11 protein-coding genes are annotated in these 14,257 nt (G+C 71.0%); 7 read left to right on the forward strand and 4 right to left on the reverse strand.

The window, feature by feature from the left end:
- The first annotated feature begins 23 nt into the window (after positions 1 to 23).
- Both CLT74_RS23060 and CLT74_RS23065 read left to right on the forward strand, forming a co-directional pair.
- A complete protein-coding gene (locus CLT74_RS23060; protein ID WP_099848775.1) occupies positions 24 to 1,838 on the forward strand; it encodes a carbon starvation CstA family protein in 1,815 nt (604 codons plus the stop codon).
- Positions 1,838 to 2,290, forward strand: coding sequence for a hypothetical protein (locus tag CLT74_RS23065; protein ID WP_099848777.1), 453 nt, complete (start codon positions 1,838 to 1,840; stop codon positions 2,288 to 2,290). Before CLT74_RS23060 ends, CLT74_RS23065 begins: the two co-directional genes overlap by 1 nt.
- Here CLT74_RS23065 and CLT74_RS23070 read toward each other — a convergent pair.
- The gene (locus CLT74_RS23070; RefSeq protein ID WP_099848779.1) at positions 2,256 to 3,665 is read right to left on the reverse strand and encodes an NAD(P)-binding domain-containing protein; all 1,410 of its coding nucleotides are present in this window, start codon (positions 3,663 to 3,665) and stop codon (positions 2,256 to 2,258) included. The two genes, CLT74_RS23065 and CLT74_RS23070, sit on opposite strands and share 35 nt — an antisense overlap.
- Positions 3,666 to 3,778: 113 nt before the next feature.
- On the opposite strand from CLT74_RS23070, the gene CLT74_RS23075 reads away from it, so the two are divergent.
- Together CLT74_RS23075 and CLT74_RS23080 are read left to right on the forward strand one after the other, a co-directional pair.
- Positions 3,779 to 4,156 (forward strand): metalloregulator ArsR/SmtB family transcription factor, encoded by a 378-nt coding sequence (locus CLT74_RS23075; protein WP_099848781.1) that lies wholly within the window; start codon positions 3,779 to 3,781, stop codon positions 4,154 to 4,156.
- A 79-nt stretch (positions 4,157 to 4,235) separates the two neighbouring features.
- Entirely contained in the window at positions 4,236 to 4,358 is a 123-nt protein-coding gene (locus CLT74_RS23080; RefSeq protein WP_099848783.1) for a 50S ribosomal protein L36, read from the forward strand.
- On the opposite strand, the gene CLT74_RS23085 is transcribed toward CLT74_RS23080, so the two are convergent.
- Positions 4,327 to 5,319: a DUF817 domain-containing protein gene (locus CLT74_RS23085; RefSeq protein WP_099848785.1), complete on the reverse strand. Its 993-nt coding sequence runs from the start codon at positions 5,317 to 5,319 to the stop codon at positions 4,327 to 4,329. The genes CLT74_RS23080 and CLT74_RS23085 overlap by 32 nt on opposite strands.
- A gap of 254 nt (positions 5,320 to 5,573) precedes the next feature.
- Between CLT74_RS23085 and CLT74_RS23090 the strand changes: the two genes are divergently transcribed.
- The 3 genes from CLT74_RS23090 to CLT74_RS23100 all read left to right on the forward strand — a co-directional run bounded on the left by CLT74_RS23090 (position 5,574) and on the right by CLT74_RS23100 (position 7,931).
- On the forward strand, positions 5,574 to 5,909 hold the full coding sequence (locus CLT74_RS23090; protein ID WP_099852684.1) for a YciI family protein: 336 nt from the start codon (positions 5,574 to 5,576) through the stop codon (positions 5,907 to 5,909).
- The gene (locus tag CLT74_RS23095) at positions 5,906 to 7,213 is read left to right on the forward strand and encodes an RNA polymerase sigma factor (protein WP_486582545.1); all 1,308 of its coding nucleotides are present in this window, start codon (positions 5,906 to 5,908) and stop codon (positions 7,211 to 7,213) included. Before CLT74_RS23090 ends, CLT74_RS23095 begins: the two co-directional genes overlap by 4 nt.
- Before the next feature lie 118 nt (positions 7,214 to 7,331).
- A complete protein-coding gene (locus tag CLT74_RS23100) occupies positions 7,332 to 7,931 on the forward strand; it encodes a hypothetical protein (RefSeq protein ID WP_143697199.1) in 600 nt (199 codons plus the stop codon).
- Positions 7,932 to 8,273: 342 nt separating this feature from the next.
- On the opposite strand, the gene CLT74_RS23110 is transcribed toward CLT74_RS23100, so the two are convergent.
- On the reverse strand, positions 8,274 to 9,674 hold the full coding sequence (locus tag CLT74_RS23110; RefSeq protein WP_099848789.1) for an MBL fold metallo-hydrolase: 1,401 nt from the start codon (positions 9,672 to 9,674) through the stop codon (positions 8,274 to 8,276).
- 197 nt (positions 9,675 to 9,871) lie between these two features.
- Positions 9,872 to 14,242, reverse strand: a complete 4,371-nt coding sequence (locus CLT74_RS23115) for an ExeM/NucH family extracellular endonuclease (RefSeq protein ID WP_486582546.1) — start codon at positions 14,240 to 14,242, stop codon at positions 9,872 to 9,874.
- Positions 14,243 to 14,257 lie beyond the last annotated feature (15 nt).

Genomic DNA, 14,257 nt, shown 5'->3' on the forward strand with positions numbered 1-14,257 from the left:
GTGGGCCGCAAGGAGGCAGCCGTATGCCCGCCATCGTCGTCGTCATCGCGGTCATGGCGATGTTCGCCCTCGGCTACCGGTACTACTCGCGTTACCTCGCCGACCGGGTGTACGGGTTGGACCCCGCCTACATCACCCCGGCGCACCGGTTCTCCGACGGAGTCGACTTCGTCCCCACCAACAAACATGTGCTCTTCGGCCACCACTTCACCTCGATCGCCGGAGCAGCCCCGATCGTCGGCCCGGCGATCGCGGTTTTCTGGGGGTGGGGACCGGCATTGGCGTGGGTGGTGTTCGGCACCATCTTCGCGGCCGGCGTACACGACTTCGGGGCGCTCGCGGTCTCGGTGCGGCACCGGGCGCGCAACATCGGCACCCTCGCCGCGGACGTGATCAGCAAACGGGCCCGGACGCTCTTCCTGCTGATCATCTTCTTCCTGCTCACGCTCGTGAACGCGGTCTTCGCCGTGGTGATCGGCAACCTGCTCGTGGCGTACCCGGGCGCGGTCATCCCGATCTTCGTGGAGATTCCGCTCGCCATCGCGATCGGTCAGTACATCTACCGCACCCGCAGCGCGGCGCTGGTGCCGTCGCTCATCGGCGTGGCTGCGCTCTACTTCCTGATCTGGGTGGGCAACCTCTACCCGATCGAGATCACCGGGTTGGCCGACGCGCTGGGCTTCGAACGGACCCGCGACCTGTGGGTGATCATCCTCTTCGTCTACGCGTTCATCGCCTCGCGACTGCCGGTGTGGTTGCTGTTGCAGCCGCGTGACTACATCAACTCGCACCAGCTGTTCATCGCCATCGCTGTCATCTTCGCCGGGGTGCTGGTCGGGATGGACCGGATCGTGGCACCGATGTTCAACGACGTACCGGCCGGCTCACCGAGCATCTTCCCGTTCCTGTTCATCACCGTCGCCTGCGGGGCGATCTCCGGGTTCCACTCACTGGTGGCCTCCGGCACCACCTCCAAACAGCTCGACAAGGAGACCGACGCCCGGTATGTCGGCTACGCCGGAGCGATCGGCGAGGGCAGCCTCGCCCTCGGGTCGATCATCGCGGTCACCGCCGGGGTGGCCGCCACGCGCGCCGAGTGGGAGGGGCTGTACGCCAGCTACGCCGAGGCGTCCGGCGGCGCCACCCGCAACTTCGTCAACGGCATCGCCAGCTTCGCCACGAACCTCGGCATCGAGTTCCAGCTCGCAACCGTCTTCGCGGCGGTGGTGGTGATCTCGTTCGCGGCCACCACCATGGACACCGGCGTCCGGTTGCAGCGCTACATCGTGCAGGAGATCGCCGAGCTGGTCGGCTGGCGGCGGCTGTCCCGTCACCTGACCCTGGCCGGGCTGCTGGCGATCGCCGCACCGCTGACGCTCGCCCTGCTGCCGGGTGGCGGGGACGCCGGCTACACCTTCGGGGTGCTGTGGCGACTCTTCGGCACCACCAACCAGCTCACCGCCGGCCTCGCCCTGGCTGTCATCGCGGTCTGGGTGCTGCGCCGTCGGCGTAACCCGGTCGCGGTCGTCGTGCCGCTGGTCTTCCTGCTGGTGATGACGACCTGGGCGCTGATCGTGCAGCTGCGCGAGTTCGTGGCGGCCGACGAGTGGGTGCTGGCACCGCTGGACGCCATCATCTTCGTCCTCGCGCTCTGGCTGATCGTGGAGGCGGTGCTCGCGCTGCGTAGGGCCAGTGGCCAGTCCGTCGAGTCAGCAGCGGACTCCGGGCCGGGACCGGACAGCAGCGGTGCCAGCGAATCCGAGCCGGGCGACACGTCGCAGCAGCCCGTCGGCGCCGAGCCGGCAGCCGGTGCCGGCGCCACCGACGATCGTCGCTGATGGCCCGGCACCGGGTCCTGCTGATCCGACCGTGGGACGCCGCCGGGGCCGGCTCCGGCTGCTGCACCGGCGCGCTCGGCATCTGCGTCGAGGGCCGGCACGAGGATCCCGCGCTGGCTCGGCAACGGGCCGACAAGCGCCCGTTGGGCGAGGTCTACCAGGTGGTACGCGCCGGTCTGCCCGCCGAGGTCGCGGTGGAGATCGTCGACCCACGTAACACGCTGTTCCTGCTGCCGGCGATCGTGCGCGACGGTCGCCGGCACCGGCGGCCCTGGCGGGCCCTGCTGCGCGACCTGGTCCGGGGTACCGGGTACGCGGCAATCATCGTGGACGGCCGGGTGGTGAGCGAGTCCGGCCTTCCCTCAGCGGAGCAGGCCCTGCACATCGTCCGTGCGGCGCTCGGCTCGTCGGCCGCCGTCAGCCGCCGCAACAGCCGCCGGTCCGGTCGGTAGCCGGCGCGTCGGTGCCGACCAGGTGCAGCGGTGCGCTGAGCAGACCGCCGCTGATGCCAGTGGCGAGGCCCTTGCCGGTGGCGGCGGGGGCTGGGCCGCAGCAGTCGTCACCGGTGACCGAGTCGACCGGGTTGCTGTTGCAGACCCCCGTCTCGGGCAGTTCGAGCTGTACGTCGCGGGCGGCCTGCCAGTCGCCGGCGAGGGCGGCGACCACGGATCGGGTCTGTTCGTAGCCGGTGGCCATGAGGAAGGTGGGCGCGCGCCCGTAGCTCTTCATGCCGACGGCGTAGTAGCCGGTTTCCGGGTGGGCGAGCTCATCGACGCCGTGCGGCGGAACGGTGCCGCAGGAGTGCTCGTTGGGGTCGATCAGCGGAGCGAGAGCGCGGGTGGCACCCATGATCGGATCGAGATCCAGGCGCAGCTCGGCGGCGATCGTGTGGTCCGGCCGGAAGCCGGTGGCAGCGACGATCCGATCAACAGTGACCTGCTCCTGGCTGCCGTCACCGCCTCGGACGATCACCGCGACCCGGCCGTCGGCGGGGGTGATCGCGTGGACGGAGAAACCGGTCAGCAGGCGGATGCGGCCGGCGTCGACGTGCGTGCGCAGCCGGGAGCCGAGCGCGCCGCGAGCGGGTAGCGCGTCCGCGTCGCCGCCGCCGTAGGTACGCGTCGGCGACAGCGCGCGGATGGCCCAGGTGACCTCGGTGCCGGGTGCGGTGGCGGCGAGTTCGGCGAGCGAGAGCAGGGTGTTGGCGGCGGAGTGCCCGGCGCCGACGACCAGAGTGTGCCGACCGGCGAAACGGACCCGGTCGGTGCCGAGGACGTCGGGCAGCGCGTGCTCCAGGTGGGCGGCGGCGTCGGTTTCGCCCTGCGCGGGCAGGCCGGAGGCGCCGAGCACGTTCGGGGTGTCCCAGGTACCGGAGGCGTCGATGACGGCTCGGGCGAGGATCTCCCGGCCGTCGGTGAGGCGGAGCAGGAAGGGGGCGGATTCCCGACCGGTCGTGCGCAGCCTGTCGTAGCCGAGTCGGCTGATCGCCGCGACCCGGGCGCCGTAGCGCAGCTGTGGCTTGAGCTGCGGCAGGTCCGCGAGGGGCTGTAGATAGTGTTCAACCAGTTCGGCGCCGGTCGGCAGGGCGTCCGGGTCGGGTGCCACCCAGCCGGCCTCGTCGAGCAGGCGGCGGGCGGCCGGATCGATGTTGTACCGCCAGGGTGAGAAGACGCGCACGTGGGCCCACTGCCGTACGGCGGCGCCGGCACCGTCGCCCGCCTCCAGGACGGTGTACGGGAGCGCACGCTCGTGCAGGTGGGCGGCGGCGGCTAGGCCGACCGGCCCGGCACCGATGACGGCGACGGGTAGCTGGTCCAGGTCGCTCATCACATACTCCTTGCATTTGATGGTTGTCGAAACAGCGCGGCGTACCGGGGCTGTCTCGATTCTCTTCGAAACAGAGAGTTGCACGCTGCTTAGACAGATGTCAACCTAGGGGCATGTCGAAGCAGGCGGCACCACTTTCCCTCGACTTCACCGCCGCGCCGTGCTGCCCACCTCTGGCCCAGCAGCGGGTGCCCGGTGAGGCGGCCGCCGCGCTGGCGCCCGCGTTCAAGGCGCTCGGCGATCCCGTTCGGCTGCAGTTGATGTCGATGATCGCCTCCGCCGAGGGCGGTGAGGTGTGTGTCTGTGACCTGACTCCAGCCTTCGACCTGACCGGGCCGACGATCTCGCACCACCTGCGGACGCTGCGCGAGGCGGGTCTGGTCGACTCCGAACGACGCGGAACCTGGGTCTACTACCGGGCCCGACCCCAGGTGCTGCGGCAACTCGCCGCCCTGCTGGCGGTCGAACCGACGGCTCCGGCCGGCCGGTGACCCGGGCGGGGAATCCCGCCCCGGCGGTCCACGTTCTCTCCTGCGTACGACGTACGGCCCGAGTCGAGGAGTAACGGACATGAAGGTACGTAGTTCGCTCCGATCGCTGAAGCGGAAGCCGGGTTCGACAGTGGTGCGCCGACGCGGCCGGGTGGTCGTGGTGAACCGGCTCAACCCGCAGTGGAAGAGCCGCCAGGGCTGAGCTGGTCGAGCGCTGGTTGGCGCCGCTCCCGCTGGCCGACCGGCACCGTGCCGGGGACCGTCGCATCGGTGCCACGGGGCGGCTGCCGGTCGTCATCGGGCGGCTGTGGCGGTGAGATCCAGGTGACGAGCACCACCGAAATGATCATCAAGAGGAACCACGACGCCAGCTTCGTCAGCGAGACCGGATGCCAACCGTCCACCTGGCTCGGGTAGAGCCACGCGTTCGACCAGGTGGCTATGTTCTCCGCGAGCCAGATGAAGAAGGCGACGAGGACGAAGGCCAGCAGCAGCGGCATCCGCCACCGCGCCCGGAATATGCGGAAATGCATGACGCAGCGGCCGAACACGAGCGCGACAACCGCGATGAGCGGCCACCGCACGTCCGGCAGGTAGTGGTTGGTGAAGAAGTTGAGATAGATCGCAGTCGCCACCAGGGCCGTCAACAGGCGCCGTGGATACCGCGTGAAGCGCAGGTCGAAGAGCCGGTTCACCCGGACCAGGTAGGAGCCGACCGCCGCGTACATGAAGCCACTGAACAGCGGCACCCCGCCGAGGCGGAGCACTCCGTCGGGCTCGTAGGTCCACGAGCCGATGTGGGTCTTGAACAGTTCCATCACCGTGCCGACGAGGTGGAACAGGACGATCACCCGTAGTTCGCGCAGGGTCTCCAGACGCCCGGCCACCATGGCGATCTGAATGGCGACGGCGGCGACGGTGAGGGCATCGTTGCGAGCGAGCGCGGCGTCGTCCGGGTACCAGAGGTGCGCCGCGCAGAGGATCGCCAGCATGGCGGCGCCGAACACACACGCCCATGCCTGCTTGAGCCCGAAGACCACGAATTCGGTGAGCCAACCGGCCGGCCCGTGCCGCGGCAGCCGGGTCAGCCGTGCGCGGAAGCGGGCATCGATCGCGCGTTCGGCAGTGGTGAGGGTGGCCCGTCCGTCGGGGGTGTGCTGCATCGCCCCGAGGTTAGTGCTCGCGGCGCATCACCGGACTGCTGATCCTGATCGCGCACGGCGACACGCTGGCCCGCCGTGCGCGTCGACCCAGCAGATGAAAGGTGCGGCGGCCGTTCCTGCCACCGCTCCGGCGGACCTGCCCGACCGCGGATCCGCGCGAAAGATGACACCCTTCGGTTGTCCGGATGCCGGGTCCGCCGTTCGTCATGTCGGTGGAACCACAGATCCTGACGAATCAACGGAAAGGCACTGACGTGAAGTACCTGATGCTTGTCTGCACCGACACCGAGCCGGACCCGGAGCCGAGCAACCACCCCGACGTCGAGGTGTGGGTGGCGGAGAACGACGCGTCCGGCCGCCGCCTCCAGGGTGCCCAGCTGGCACCGGCGTCGGCCGCCACCACGGTACGGGTCCGCAACGGCCAGTTGCTGGTCTCCGACGGGCCGTTCGCCGAGGTCAAGGAGATGATCGTCGGCTTCGACCTGCTGGAGTGCGTCGATCTCGACGAGGCCATCGAGGCCGCCCGGGCGCATCCGATGGCGTGGGCCGGGCGGATCGAACTTCGTCCGTTCGCCGAACTCGAGCAGTGACGGATCCGGCCGCCGAGAACGTGGTGTCGCCGGCGCTGGGCGAAGCCGGCGCTGCGGCGCGGCGACATGCTGAGAACGGGGGCACGGCGGTCGGACGGGCCGCGGCGGCGCAAGCCGTCGCGGCCACCGCCGTCGAGGCGTACCCGCGGATCGTGGCTGCCCTGATCCGGATCACCGGTGACTGGACGCTGGCCGAGGACTGCACACAGGAGGCGCTGGCCCGGGCGCTGGACCGCTGGCCGGTCGACGGGGTGCCGACCAACCCGGCGGGCTGGTTGATGGCGGTCGCCCGTAACCGGCTGCTCGACGTGGTGCGTCGGGCGTCGGTCGAGCGGCGCAAGCTGCGTGACCTGGCGGTGCTGGCGCTGACCGCCGCCACCGAGGATCCGGTACCGGACGAGGAGGTGGTGGACGACCGGCTGCGGCTCATCTTCACCTGCTGCCACCCGGCGCTCGCGCCGCAGGCGCGGATCGCGTTGACGCTCCGGACGATCTGCGCGGTGCCGACCGCCGACATCGCCCGGGCTTTTCTGGTCAGCGAGTCCACCATGACCCGGCGGCTGACCCGGGCCAAAGCGAGGATCGCCGAGGCGGGCATCCCCTACCGGGTACCCCGTGGCGACGCTCTGACCGAGCGGCTGCCCGGGGTGCTGGGCGTGTTGTACCTGCTGTTCACCCAGGGATACGACGCGGACGGCGAACCGGCCTTCGCCGAGGAGGCTATCCGGTTGGCCCGGCTGCTGGTCCGACTCATGCCGGAGCAGCCGGAGGCGAAGGCGTTGCTGGCGCTGTGCCTGTTGCAGCACTCCCGCCGGGCCGCCCGACGGGACACCGACGGCAACCTGGTTCCGCTCGATCGACAGGACCGGTCCCGCTGGGACCACGTGGCCATCGCCGAGGCCGACCGCCTGCTCGGTGGGCTGACCCAGTCCGGCCCGTACGCGTGGCAGGCCCGGATCGCGGCATGCCACGCCACCGCGCCCAGTCCCGAGCGGACCGACTGGCGACGGATCGCCGACTGCTACGACCAGCTCGCCCAGGTGCAGCCGACCCCGGTGGTCGCACTGAACCGGGCCGTCGCGCACGGGTACGCGTACGGGCCGACGGCCGGGCTCGCCCTGCTCGCCGAGGCCCGCGCCGGTGGTGGGCTGGACAGCTATCCGTTGACCCTGGCGGTCGAGGCGGATCTCGTCGCCCGACACGGCGACCGCGACCGTGCGGCGGCGCTGTTCCGTGCCGCGGCGGACCGGGTGCACGGTGAGGCCGAGCGCCGGGCACTGCTGGAGCGGGCGCGACGCGGGTAGTCGATCTTCTGGGCCGGTGACCGGAGGCGGCAACCGGACAACCGCAGCGTCGGGCCGTACCGGGGCTGCGCGAACGACGAAGGCGGTTGATACTGCGGAGATGATGCGGTGGGCCCGGATGAGCGCCGTCGTGCTGCTCGCGTCGAGCGTGGCGGCCTGTGACGGCGCGTCGCCGGACGCCGCCCCGGTGTCGCCGCCGGCCGGCGCCTCGGTCTCGCCGGTACCACCGGCCCCGTCCGCGGGTTGGACGGCACCGCCGCTCCGGCTGCCCAGCGCAGGGCCCGGCGACGCCTGCCCGGTCACCGAGCCCCGGCCCTGGCCCGACACCGACCAGGCGTCCCGGGTGCTCGGCCCCGGCCCGTTGTACCCGGTGGCCGACTACTTCGTCGACGGTGCCCTGCAACTGCGTGACGAGGACCGGGAACAGGACGGCACGTACACGAAGAAGGTCCGGTGGATCGGCTCCGGCTACACCGGGCCGGTGCTGGTACGGGCGGCCCGGATCGGTGCGCCGGGCAGCGCGACCGTGAAGTTCTCCTACACCGGTGAACCACGCGACGACGGGCATTACGCCGTGCTGAGCCAACCGGACAGCGACCTGCCGGCCACCACGACGGTCAGCGGCCCGGGCTGCTACGCGTACCAGGTCGACGGGGTGTCGTTCAGCGTGGCTGTCGTCTTCCGGGCCGTCCCGGCAGCCCTCGGTGGCCCGTCCTGATCGCCCGCCGCCCGCCGGGTGCTGCTGACCGCGTACGCGGACACCGGTGCGGCGATCGACGCGATCAATCTGGTCGACCTCGATCACTACCTGCTCAAACCCTGGCACCCGCCGGAGGAGAAGCTCTACCCGGTGGTCGACTCGCTGCTGGAGGCGTGGGCGGCCAGCCCGGCCGCCGGAGCCAGCGAGATCCGGGTGGTCGGGCACCGCTGGTCGGCCGAGTCGTTCACGGTACGGGACTTCCTCGCCCGCAACCTGGTCCCGTACCGGTGGCTGCTGACCGACGACCCCGAGGCCGGCCGGCTGCTCACGGCCGCCGGGGTGACCCCCGCCGACGTGCGGTCAGGCGGTGCGGTTCAGGCGTACGCCGGCCGGGTCGGCGTGGTCGAAGAGGTCGTTGACGAGCACCACGTCGCGCCCGGCCTTGGCCAGCAGGGAAGCGGCGAGGGCGGCCCGGTAGCCGGACCCGCAGTGCACCCAGACCGTGCCGGCCGGGATGTCGCCCAGCTGGCCGGGCAGCTCGGGCAGCGGCACGTGCACCGCACCGTCGACATGGCCGTTCCGCCACTCGTTGCCCAGCCGCACGTCGAGGACCACCTGCGGTGCGGGCAGCCCGGCCGGCGGGTTCCCGGCCTGCGCGGCGGCCAGCGCCGGGAAGTCCGCGACGAGCAGCTCCCGCAGCTCGGTGGGTTCGTCCGCCCACTGCCGGGGAGCGCCTGTCGCCTGGGCGGCGGGCCTGTCGATGCCGATCCGGACCAGCTCGCGCTGGGCGTCGGCGACCTGCTCGGGCGTCTCGGCCAGCAGCGTGACCGGGGTGCCCCAGTCGATCAGCCAGCCGAGCCAGGTCGCCATCGGTCCGTCGAGACCGAGGCTCACCGTGCCGGCCAGGTGGGAGACGGCGTACGCCTTGCGATGCCGCAGGTCGACCACCCACTCCCCGGCGGCGATGCGGTCCCGCAGTTGCCGGGCGTCGGCGCGCGCCACCGGGGTGAGGTCCACCGGCGCCGGGCCGGCGGTGTTGGCCACCCCCATGTGCGCGTAGTACGCCGGGTAGGCGTCCAGGCCGGCCAGGGTCTCGGTGACGAACTCGGTAGCTGCCAACCGGAACACCGGGTTGACCTGCTTCTCCCGGCCGATCGTCGAGTCCGGGGCGTCGGCCTGGCTGGCCGAGCAGAAGCTGCCGAAACCGTGGGTCGGCCACACCTGTGCCCCGTCGGGCAGCAGGTCCGCGAGCCGCTTCGCCGAGGTGTGCTGCCGGCGGGCAAGCTCGTGCGCGTGCTCCGCACCGAGGAGGTCGGTGCGGCCGGTGGTGCCGAACAGCAGCGACCCTCCGGTGCAGACCCCCACCGGCGTCCAGCCACCCTCGACAGCCTCGTCGACCACGTACGACAGGTGGTGGAAGGTGTGGCCCGGGGTGGCCGCGGCCCGCAGCCGCAGCGCCTCCGACACCTCGATGACGTCGCCGTCGCGGACCGGTACGCGGTCGAAATCGACCTCGTCGTCGGCGGCGACCAGGTGACGCGCTCCGGTCAGCCGGGCCAGCTCCAGTCCGCCGGAGACGTAGTCGTTGTGCAGGTGCGTCTCGGCCACGTGGGTGATCCGCACACCGGCCGCACCGGCGAGGTACAGCACCCGGTCGACGTCCCGCTGCGGGTCCACCACGACCGCCACCCGGCCGTCGGAGACCAGGTAGCTGCGGTCGCCGAGGGACGACGTCGTGATGACCGACACCTGCACTGTCATGCCCAGCTCCTCGATAGCTCGTCTCCAGCGGATGGCTTACCCGGTCGCGGTGCGGAGATGCCCTCCCGATCGGGTACCCGTCTCCGACTATACCCCTGGGGGTATCTATCGCCCAGTCGGGTGGGACGGCTGGATCGGCAGGTGGCCGGTCCGCGGTCGGACTGCTCCGACCGCGGACCGGCGTTGTCAACTGCCTGTCACAGGCGCGCGCACTGACCCGACGCCGGGCCCCGCACCGTGTTCGACCGACCCTCGTTCACCGGGGCCGGCGTGTTGCCCGAGCAGGCCAGTGGCCCGCTGACGGTGTTCGCGGCGACGACCACCGGCTGGCTGCCGGAGTTGCCTGTCACACTCACCGGGCCGCTGACGGTGACCTCGTCGACCCGCACCCCACCGAGGTTGGCGACAAGCGTCACCGGCCCGTTGATCCGAGCCTTGCTGATCTTCAGGTCGCCGGTGGCGCCGGCCACCGTGACCGGACCGGAGACCTTCGTACCCGACAACTCGAACAGCACCGGCCGGGTGGCGGAGACCGGGCCGTTGATGGTGCCGCCGGTCACCCGCAGGGACGCCCCTGCGGCGATCGACACCGGACCGGCGATCGTGGCGTTGTCCACGCAGGTCAGGCCGGTGGTCACGAGCAGCGGCCGGGAGTGCTTGCCGGTGATCGTGGTGGTGCACTCCGGCCCGCCCTGACCGATCGACGAACGCGGCTCGGTGTCCGCCGTGACCGGCGAGTTGGCGGCGAAGTAGCTCACCAGCATGGTGAGGTCGTTGTCGCCGGTGGTCACCGGGTTGGTGCCGCCACCGAGCGCCGTGAAGTTGTCCCCACCGGCGGCGAGGAACGAGTTCACCGTGACCCGGTAGCTACCCGTCGGATCGACAGGCGTGCCGTTCAACCGCATCGAGGTGATCCGTGAGCCCTGGGCGGCCTGCGGGTCGTAGGTGTAGCTGAAGCCCTCCGACACGCCGAGCCACAGCACCGGGCGGGACGCGCCCGCCGGCTGCCACTGCTGCTCCAGCACCTGCTTGATCTCCGCGCCGGTGTAGGTCTTGGTGACCACGTCGTTGGCGAACGGCTGGACGGCGAAGGCCTCGGCGTAGGTCACCGTGCCGTCGTCCCCGTACAGCAGGTCGGCCCGCAGACCACCCGGGTTCATGAACGCGATCTGCGCCCCGCCCCGACCGGCGTCACGGGTGCCGGCGAGCTGCACGTCGGCGATGAAGTTGCCAAGCGCCGACTCCTTACCCCGATCCTCGTTGCCGTCGGTGTACGCCCGCCGGATGTCGGCGGTGATCTCACCGAGCTTGCGCTGGCCCAACTCCTGCGCCCGGACCTTCGCCGCGGCCACGATCTCCGCCACCGCCGGGTCCTGGGGAGCGCCGACGACATCCACCAGGGACGCGTCGGCGGAGGTCACCGACCCCGACTCCGGGTCGAAGGTGAGCGTGACCTTGCCCAGGCGCTTGCCGTAGTCCTCGGCCTGGACGATCGGCCGCAGCTTGTCGGTGCCGGGAATCGGCACCTCGAAGGCGTACGGCTGGTGGGTGTGCCCGCTGAAGATGACGTCGATGCTGGCGTCGGCCCGGGTGAACTTGCCGAAGACGGGGTCGTTCGCCAACGCCTCGGGTGAGTCGATGTTCTCCGTCGCGGCACCCTCGTGCGCCAGCAGCACCACCAGATCGGCCTCGCCGTTGGCCGGGTCGCCGTCCTTGAGCTGGCGTGCCACGGCGTCGGCCTCGGTGACCGGCTCCCGGAAGGTGATCCCGGCGATGCCGTCCGGGTTGACAAGCGAGCCGGTCTGCTCGGTGACCACGCCGACGAAGCCGACCTGGACGCCGCCGATGTTGTGCACCGAGTACGCCGGCAGTGCCCGCTCGTTACCCCGATACACGTTCGCGCCCAGGTGCGGGAAGTCGGCTCGCTCGGTCACCCGGCCGGTCAGGTCCGCCATGCCCTTGTCGAACTCGTGGTTGCCCACCGCCGAGGTGGTCAGACCCATCTGGTTCAACGCGTCGATCGTCGGGTTGTCATCGTCGATCGCCGAGATGAAGGTGGAGGCGCCGATGTTGTCACCGGCGGAGACGAACGCGGTGTTCGGGTTCTCCGCCCGCAGTTGACCCACAAGCCCGGCGAGCTGGGCAGCACCGCCGACCGGCTGACCACCCACGGTGGCCGGTGACTCCAGCCGGCCGTGGAAGTCGTTGATGCTCAGCAGTTGGAGGTCCACCGGACCGGATGCGGACCCGGTGTCGATGCCCACCACCAGCGGGTTGTGGTCGCTGGCCCGGTACGGATCCGGCGCGAAGAACGCGGCCAGGCCGTCGTACTGGAAGGCGTACGACTCGACCGCGTTGATCTGCCACACGTCGACCCCGGTGACCCGCGACGCCAGCGACGGCGAGGCGAGCGCGTGGTCGAGCGAGCCGGACTCGCCGTTGAAGACGTAACTGGTCTTCCCGGTGTCGTTGAGGTTGCGGTAGTCCCTGCCGTAGAGGACCTGCATCGGGTCCTCCTGGGTGTACGCGTTGAAGTCACCCAGCAGAAGCACGTTGTCGGTGCCGCTGGCCGCCTTGACCTGGTCCACGAAGTTGGCCAGCGCGGTGGCCTGCCGGACCCGGTCGCCGTTCCACCCGCCCTGGCCGTCCCCGGCGTCGGCGTTGTCGCCGGTGCCGGCACCGCTCTTGGACTTGAAGTGGTTGGCCACCACGATGAAGTCCACCGAGCCGGCGGTGAACGTCTGCGCGATGGGCTCGCGGGCGTTGAACCACACCGTCTCGTCGTTCACCGACCGCGACGGGCCCTTCGACTGCGCCTTGGCCGGCTTGAAGATGATCGCCGTGGTGATGACGTCCTGCTCGGCCGCGCCGGGCAGGTCGGCCGGAGTACGGACGTAGTCCCAGGTGCCCGCGCCGTCCTTGCTGTTCAGGGCGGCGACCAGACGCTTGAGTGCCTGCTGCGGGTCCTCGGTGTCGAACCGGACCGAGTTCTCGATCTCCTCCAGCGCCACCACGTCGGCGTTCAGCGCACTGATCGCCGAGACGATCTTCGCCTCCTGCTTGGCCAGCGCCGCCTCGTCGGCGGCACCCCGGGCGTCGCCACCGAAGTGAACGAAGTAGTTGAGCACGTTGAAGCTGGCCACCCGCAGGTCGCCACCGACGTCGACGGGGCCGGCGGTACGCGGGTTCGTGGTCTTGAACGTGGTCCGGTCGGCCGGTGGGGTGTCCGCGTCGACCGGGCGGGTCGGCTGCAGGCGCCACTCGTTGAAGCCGTACGAGAGCACCGACGGGCCGAACGCCTCCACCGAGTCGCCGACCCGCAGCGGGCTGGTCGGCGAGACGTACGGCGGCAGCAACCCGGCGGTGGCCAGGTTCGTCGTCCGGCCGTCATCCACCAGCAGGCGACGCAGCTTGTTCTCGGCAGCCAGCGCCTGCGCGGTGGCCGAGCCCGGCCGGGCCACGTCGGTGGGCGTCCGGGCCGGCTGGTCACCGGCGGCGAGCGCCACCTCGCCGTACCTGTTGGTGTTGTACACCTCGGCGACGGCGTACGCGCCGACCGGTGCCACGAGCATCGACTCGACCGACTCGCGAGCCGCCTCGTCCAGCGGGAACTCGACCGGGACCGGTGCCGGCAGCGGTGCGCCCTGGGCGCAGACCTGGACGTCGGTCCGGGCCGCGATGGTCAGCTGGGTGAGACCGTTGAACTCGCTGGCCGTACCGCTGACCCGTACCCGGTCGCCGATCGCGACAGCCGGATGGTTGGCGGTGTTCGTGGTGAGGTACACGAAGATGCCGTCCGAGGCGGTTCCGGCGGCCACCGAGCGCTCCGCACCACTGCCGGCCGTCTGCACGTACACCCCGTTGTAACCACCGGTGCGGTGGTCGGCGGTGACGATGCCCTCCACTGTCACCCGGCTACCGGCGACAGGCGTGGCGGCACCACCGCCCTGCACCTCGGCGATGGTGTGGTCGACGGTGACGGTGCAGCCGGTCGGATCAGGGTCCGGGTCCGGGTCCGACGCGGTGTTGCGTACCCCGAAGGTGTTCGGGGCCGCCGCCTGCCAGCTGCCCTCGATCTTCTGGAGCGAGTGGCCCGCCGGGGTGGACGCCGTCTCCTGCACACCGATGTCGACGCCGGTCCGACCGTTCACCGCCCCGCCCACGGCGGTGAAGGTGCCCTCGTAGGTCAGGAACTCGGCGACCTCGCCGCCGGGGGCGACGAGCGCGACGCCGTCGGGTGCCCCGTTCTGAATGCCGTCGGTCGGGTACGACTCGACGACCACGCCGGCGGCCGGCACCGCACCACTCAACGTCCTGGTGCCGTACGCCGAGCCGTTGGCACCGTTGTGGAGGACGATCTGCCAGCCGGTCAGGTCGAAGCCGACCGGGGCCTCGATCTCGATCGCCTCACCGGTGTCCGTGCCGACGTTGTCGTAGTGGATCTCACTGATGAACGGCGTCGTCGCCGGGTCCGCGAAGGCGGTGGTGCCACTGGAGAGGATGAGCGTGGTGGCGGTGACCAGTACGCCCGGGATTGTGAGTAGTCGTGTACTTCTTGTGCGCTGCATGTATGCGGCCTCCGA

The organism is Verrucosispora sp. CNZ293 (assembly GCF_002754655.1).

Excerpts from the sequence above, each read along its gene's own strand:
- CLT74_RS23060 (WP_099848775.1), top strand. The coding sequence starts at position 24 with ATGCCCGCCATCGTCGTCGTCATCGCGGTCATGGCGATGTTCGCCCTC.
- CLT74_RS23065 (WP_099848777.1), top strand. The coding sequence starts at position 1,838 with ATGGCCCGGCACCGGGTCCTGCTGATCCGACCGTGGGACGCCGCCGGG.
- CLT74_RS23070 (WP_099848779.1), bottom strand. The coding sequence starts at position 3,665 with ATGAGCGACCTGGACCAGCTACCCGTCGCCGTCATCGGTGCCGGGCCG.
- CLT74_RS23075 (WP_099848781.1), top strand. The coding sequence starts at position 3,779 with ATGTCGAAGCAGGCGGCACCACTTTCCCTCGACTTCACCGCCGCGCCG.
- CLT74_RS23080 (WP_099848783.1), top strand. The coding sequence starts at position 4,236 with ATGAAGGTACGTAGTTCGCTCCGATCGCTGAAGCGGAAGCCGGGTTCG.
- CLT74_RS23085 (WP_099848785.1), bottom strand. The coding sequence starts at position 5,319 with ATGCAGCACACCCCCGACGGACGGGCCACCCTCACCACTGCCGAACGC.
- CLT74_RS23100 (WP_143697199.1), top strand. The coding sequence starts at position 7,332 with ATGAGCGCCGTCGTGCTGCTCGCGTCGAGCGTGGCGGCCTGTGACGGC.
- CLT74_RS23110 (WP_099848789.1), bottom strand. The coding sequence starts at position 9,674 with ATGACAGTGCAGGTGTCGGTCATCACGACGTCGTCCCTCGGCGACCGC.
- CLT74_RS23115 (WP_486582546.1), bottom strand. The coding sequence starts at position 14,242 with ATGCAGCGCACAAGAAGTACACGACTACTCACAATCCCGGGCGTACTG.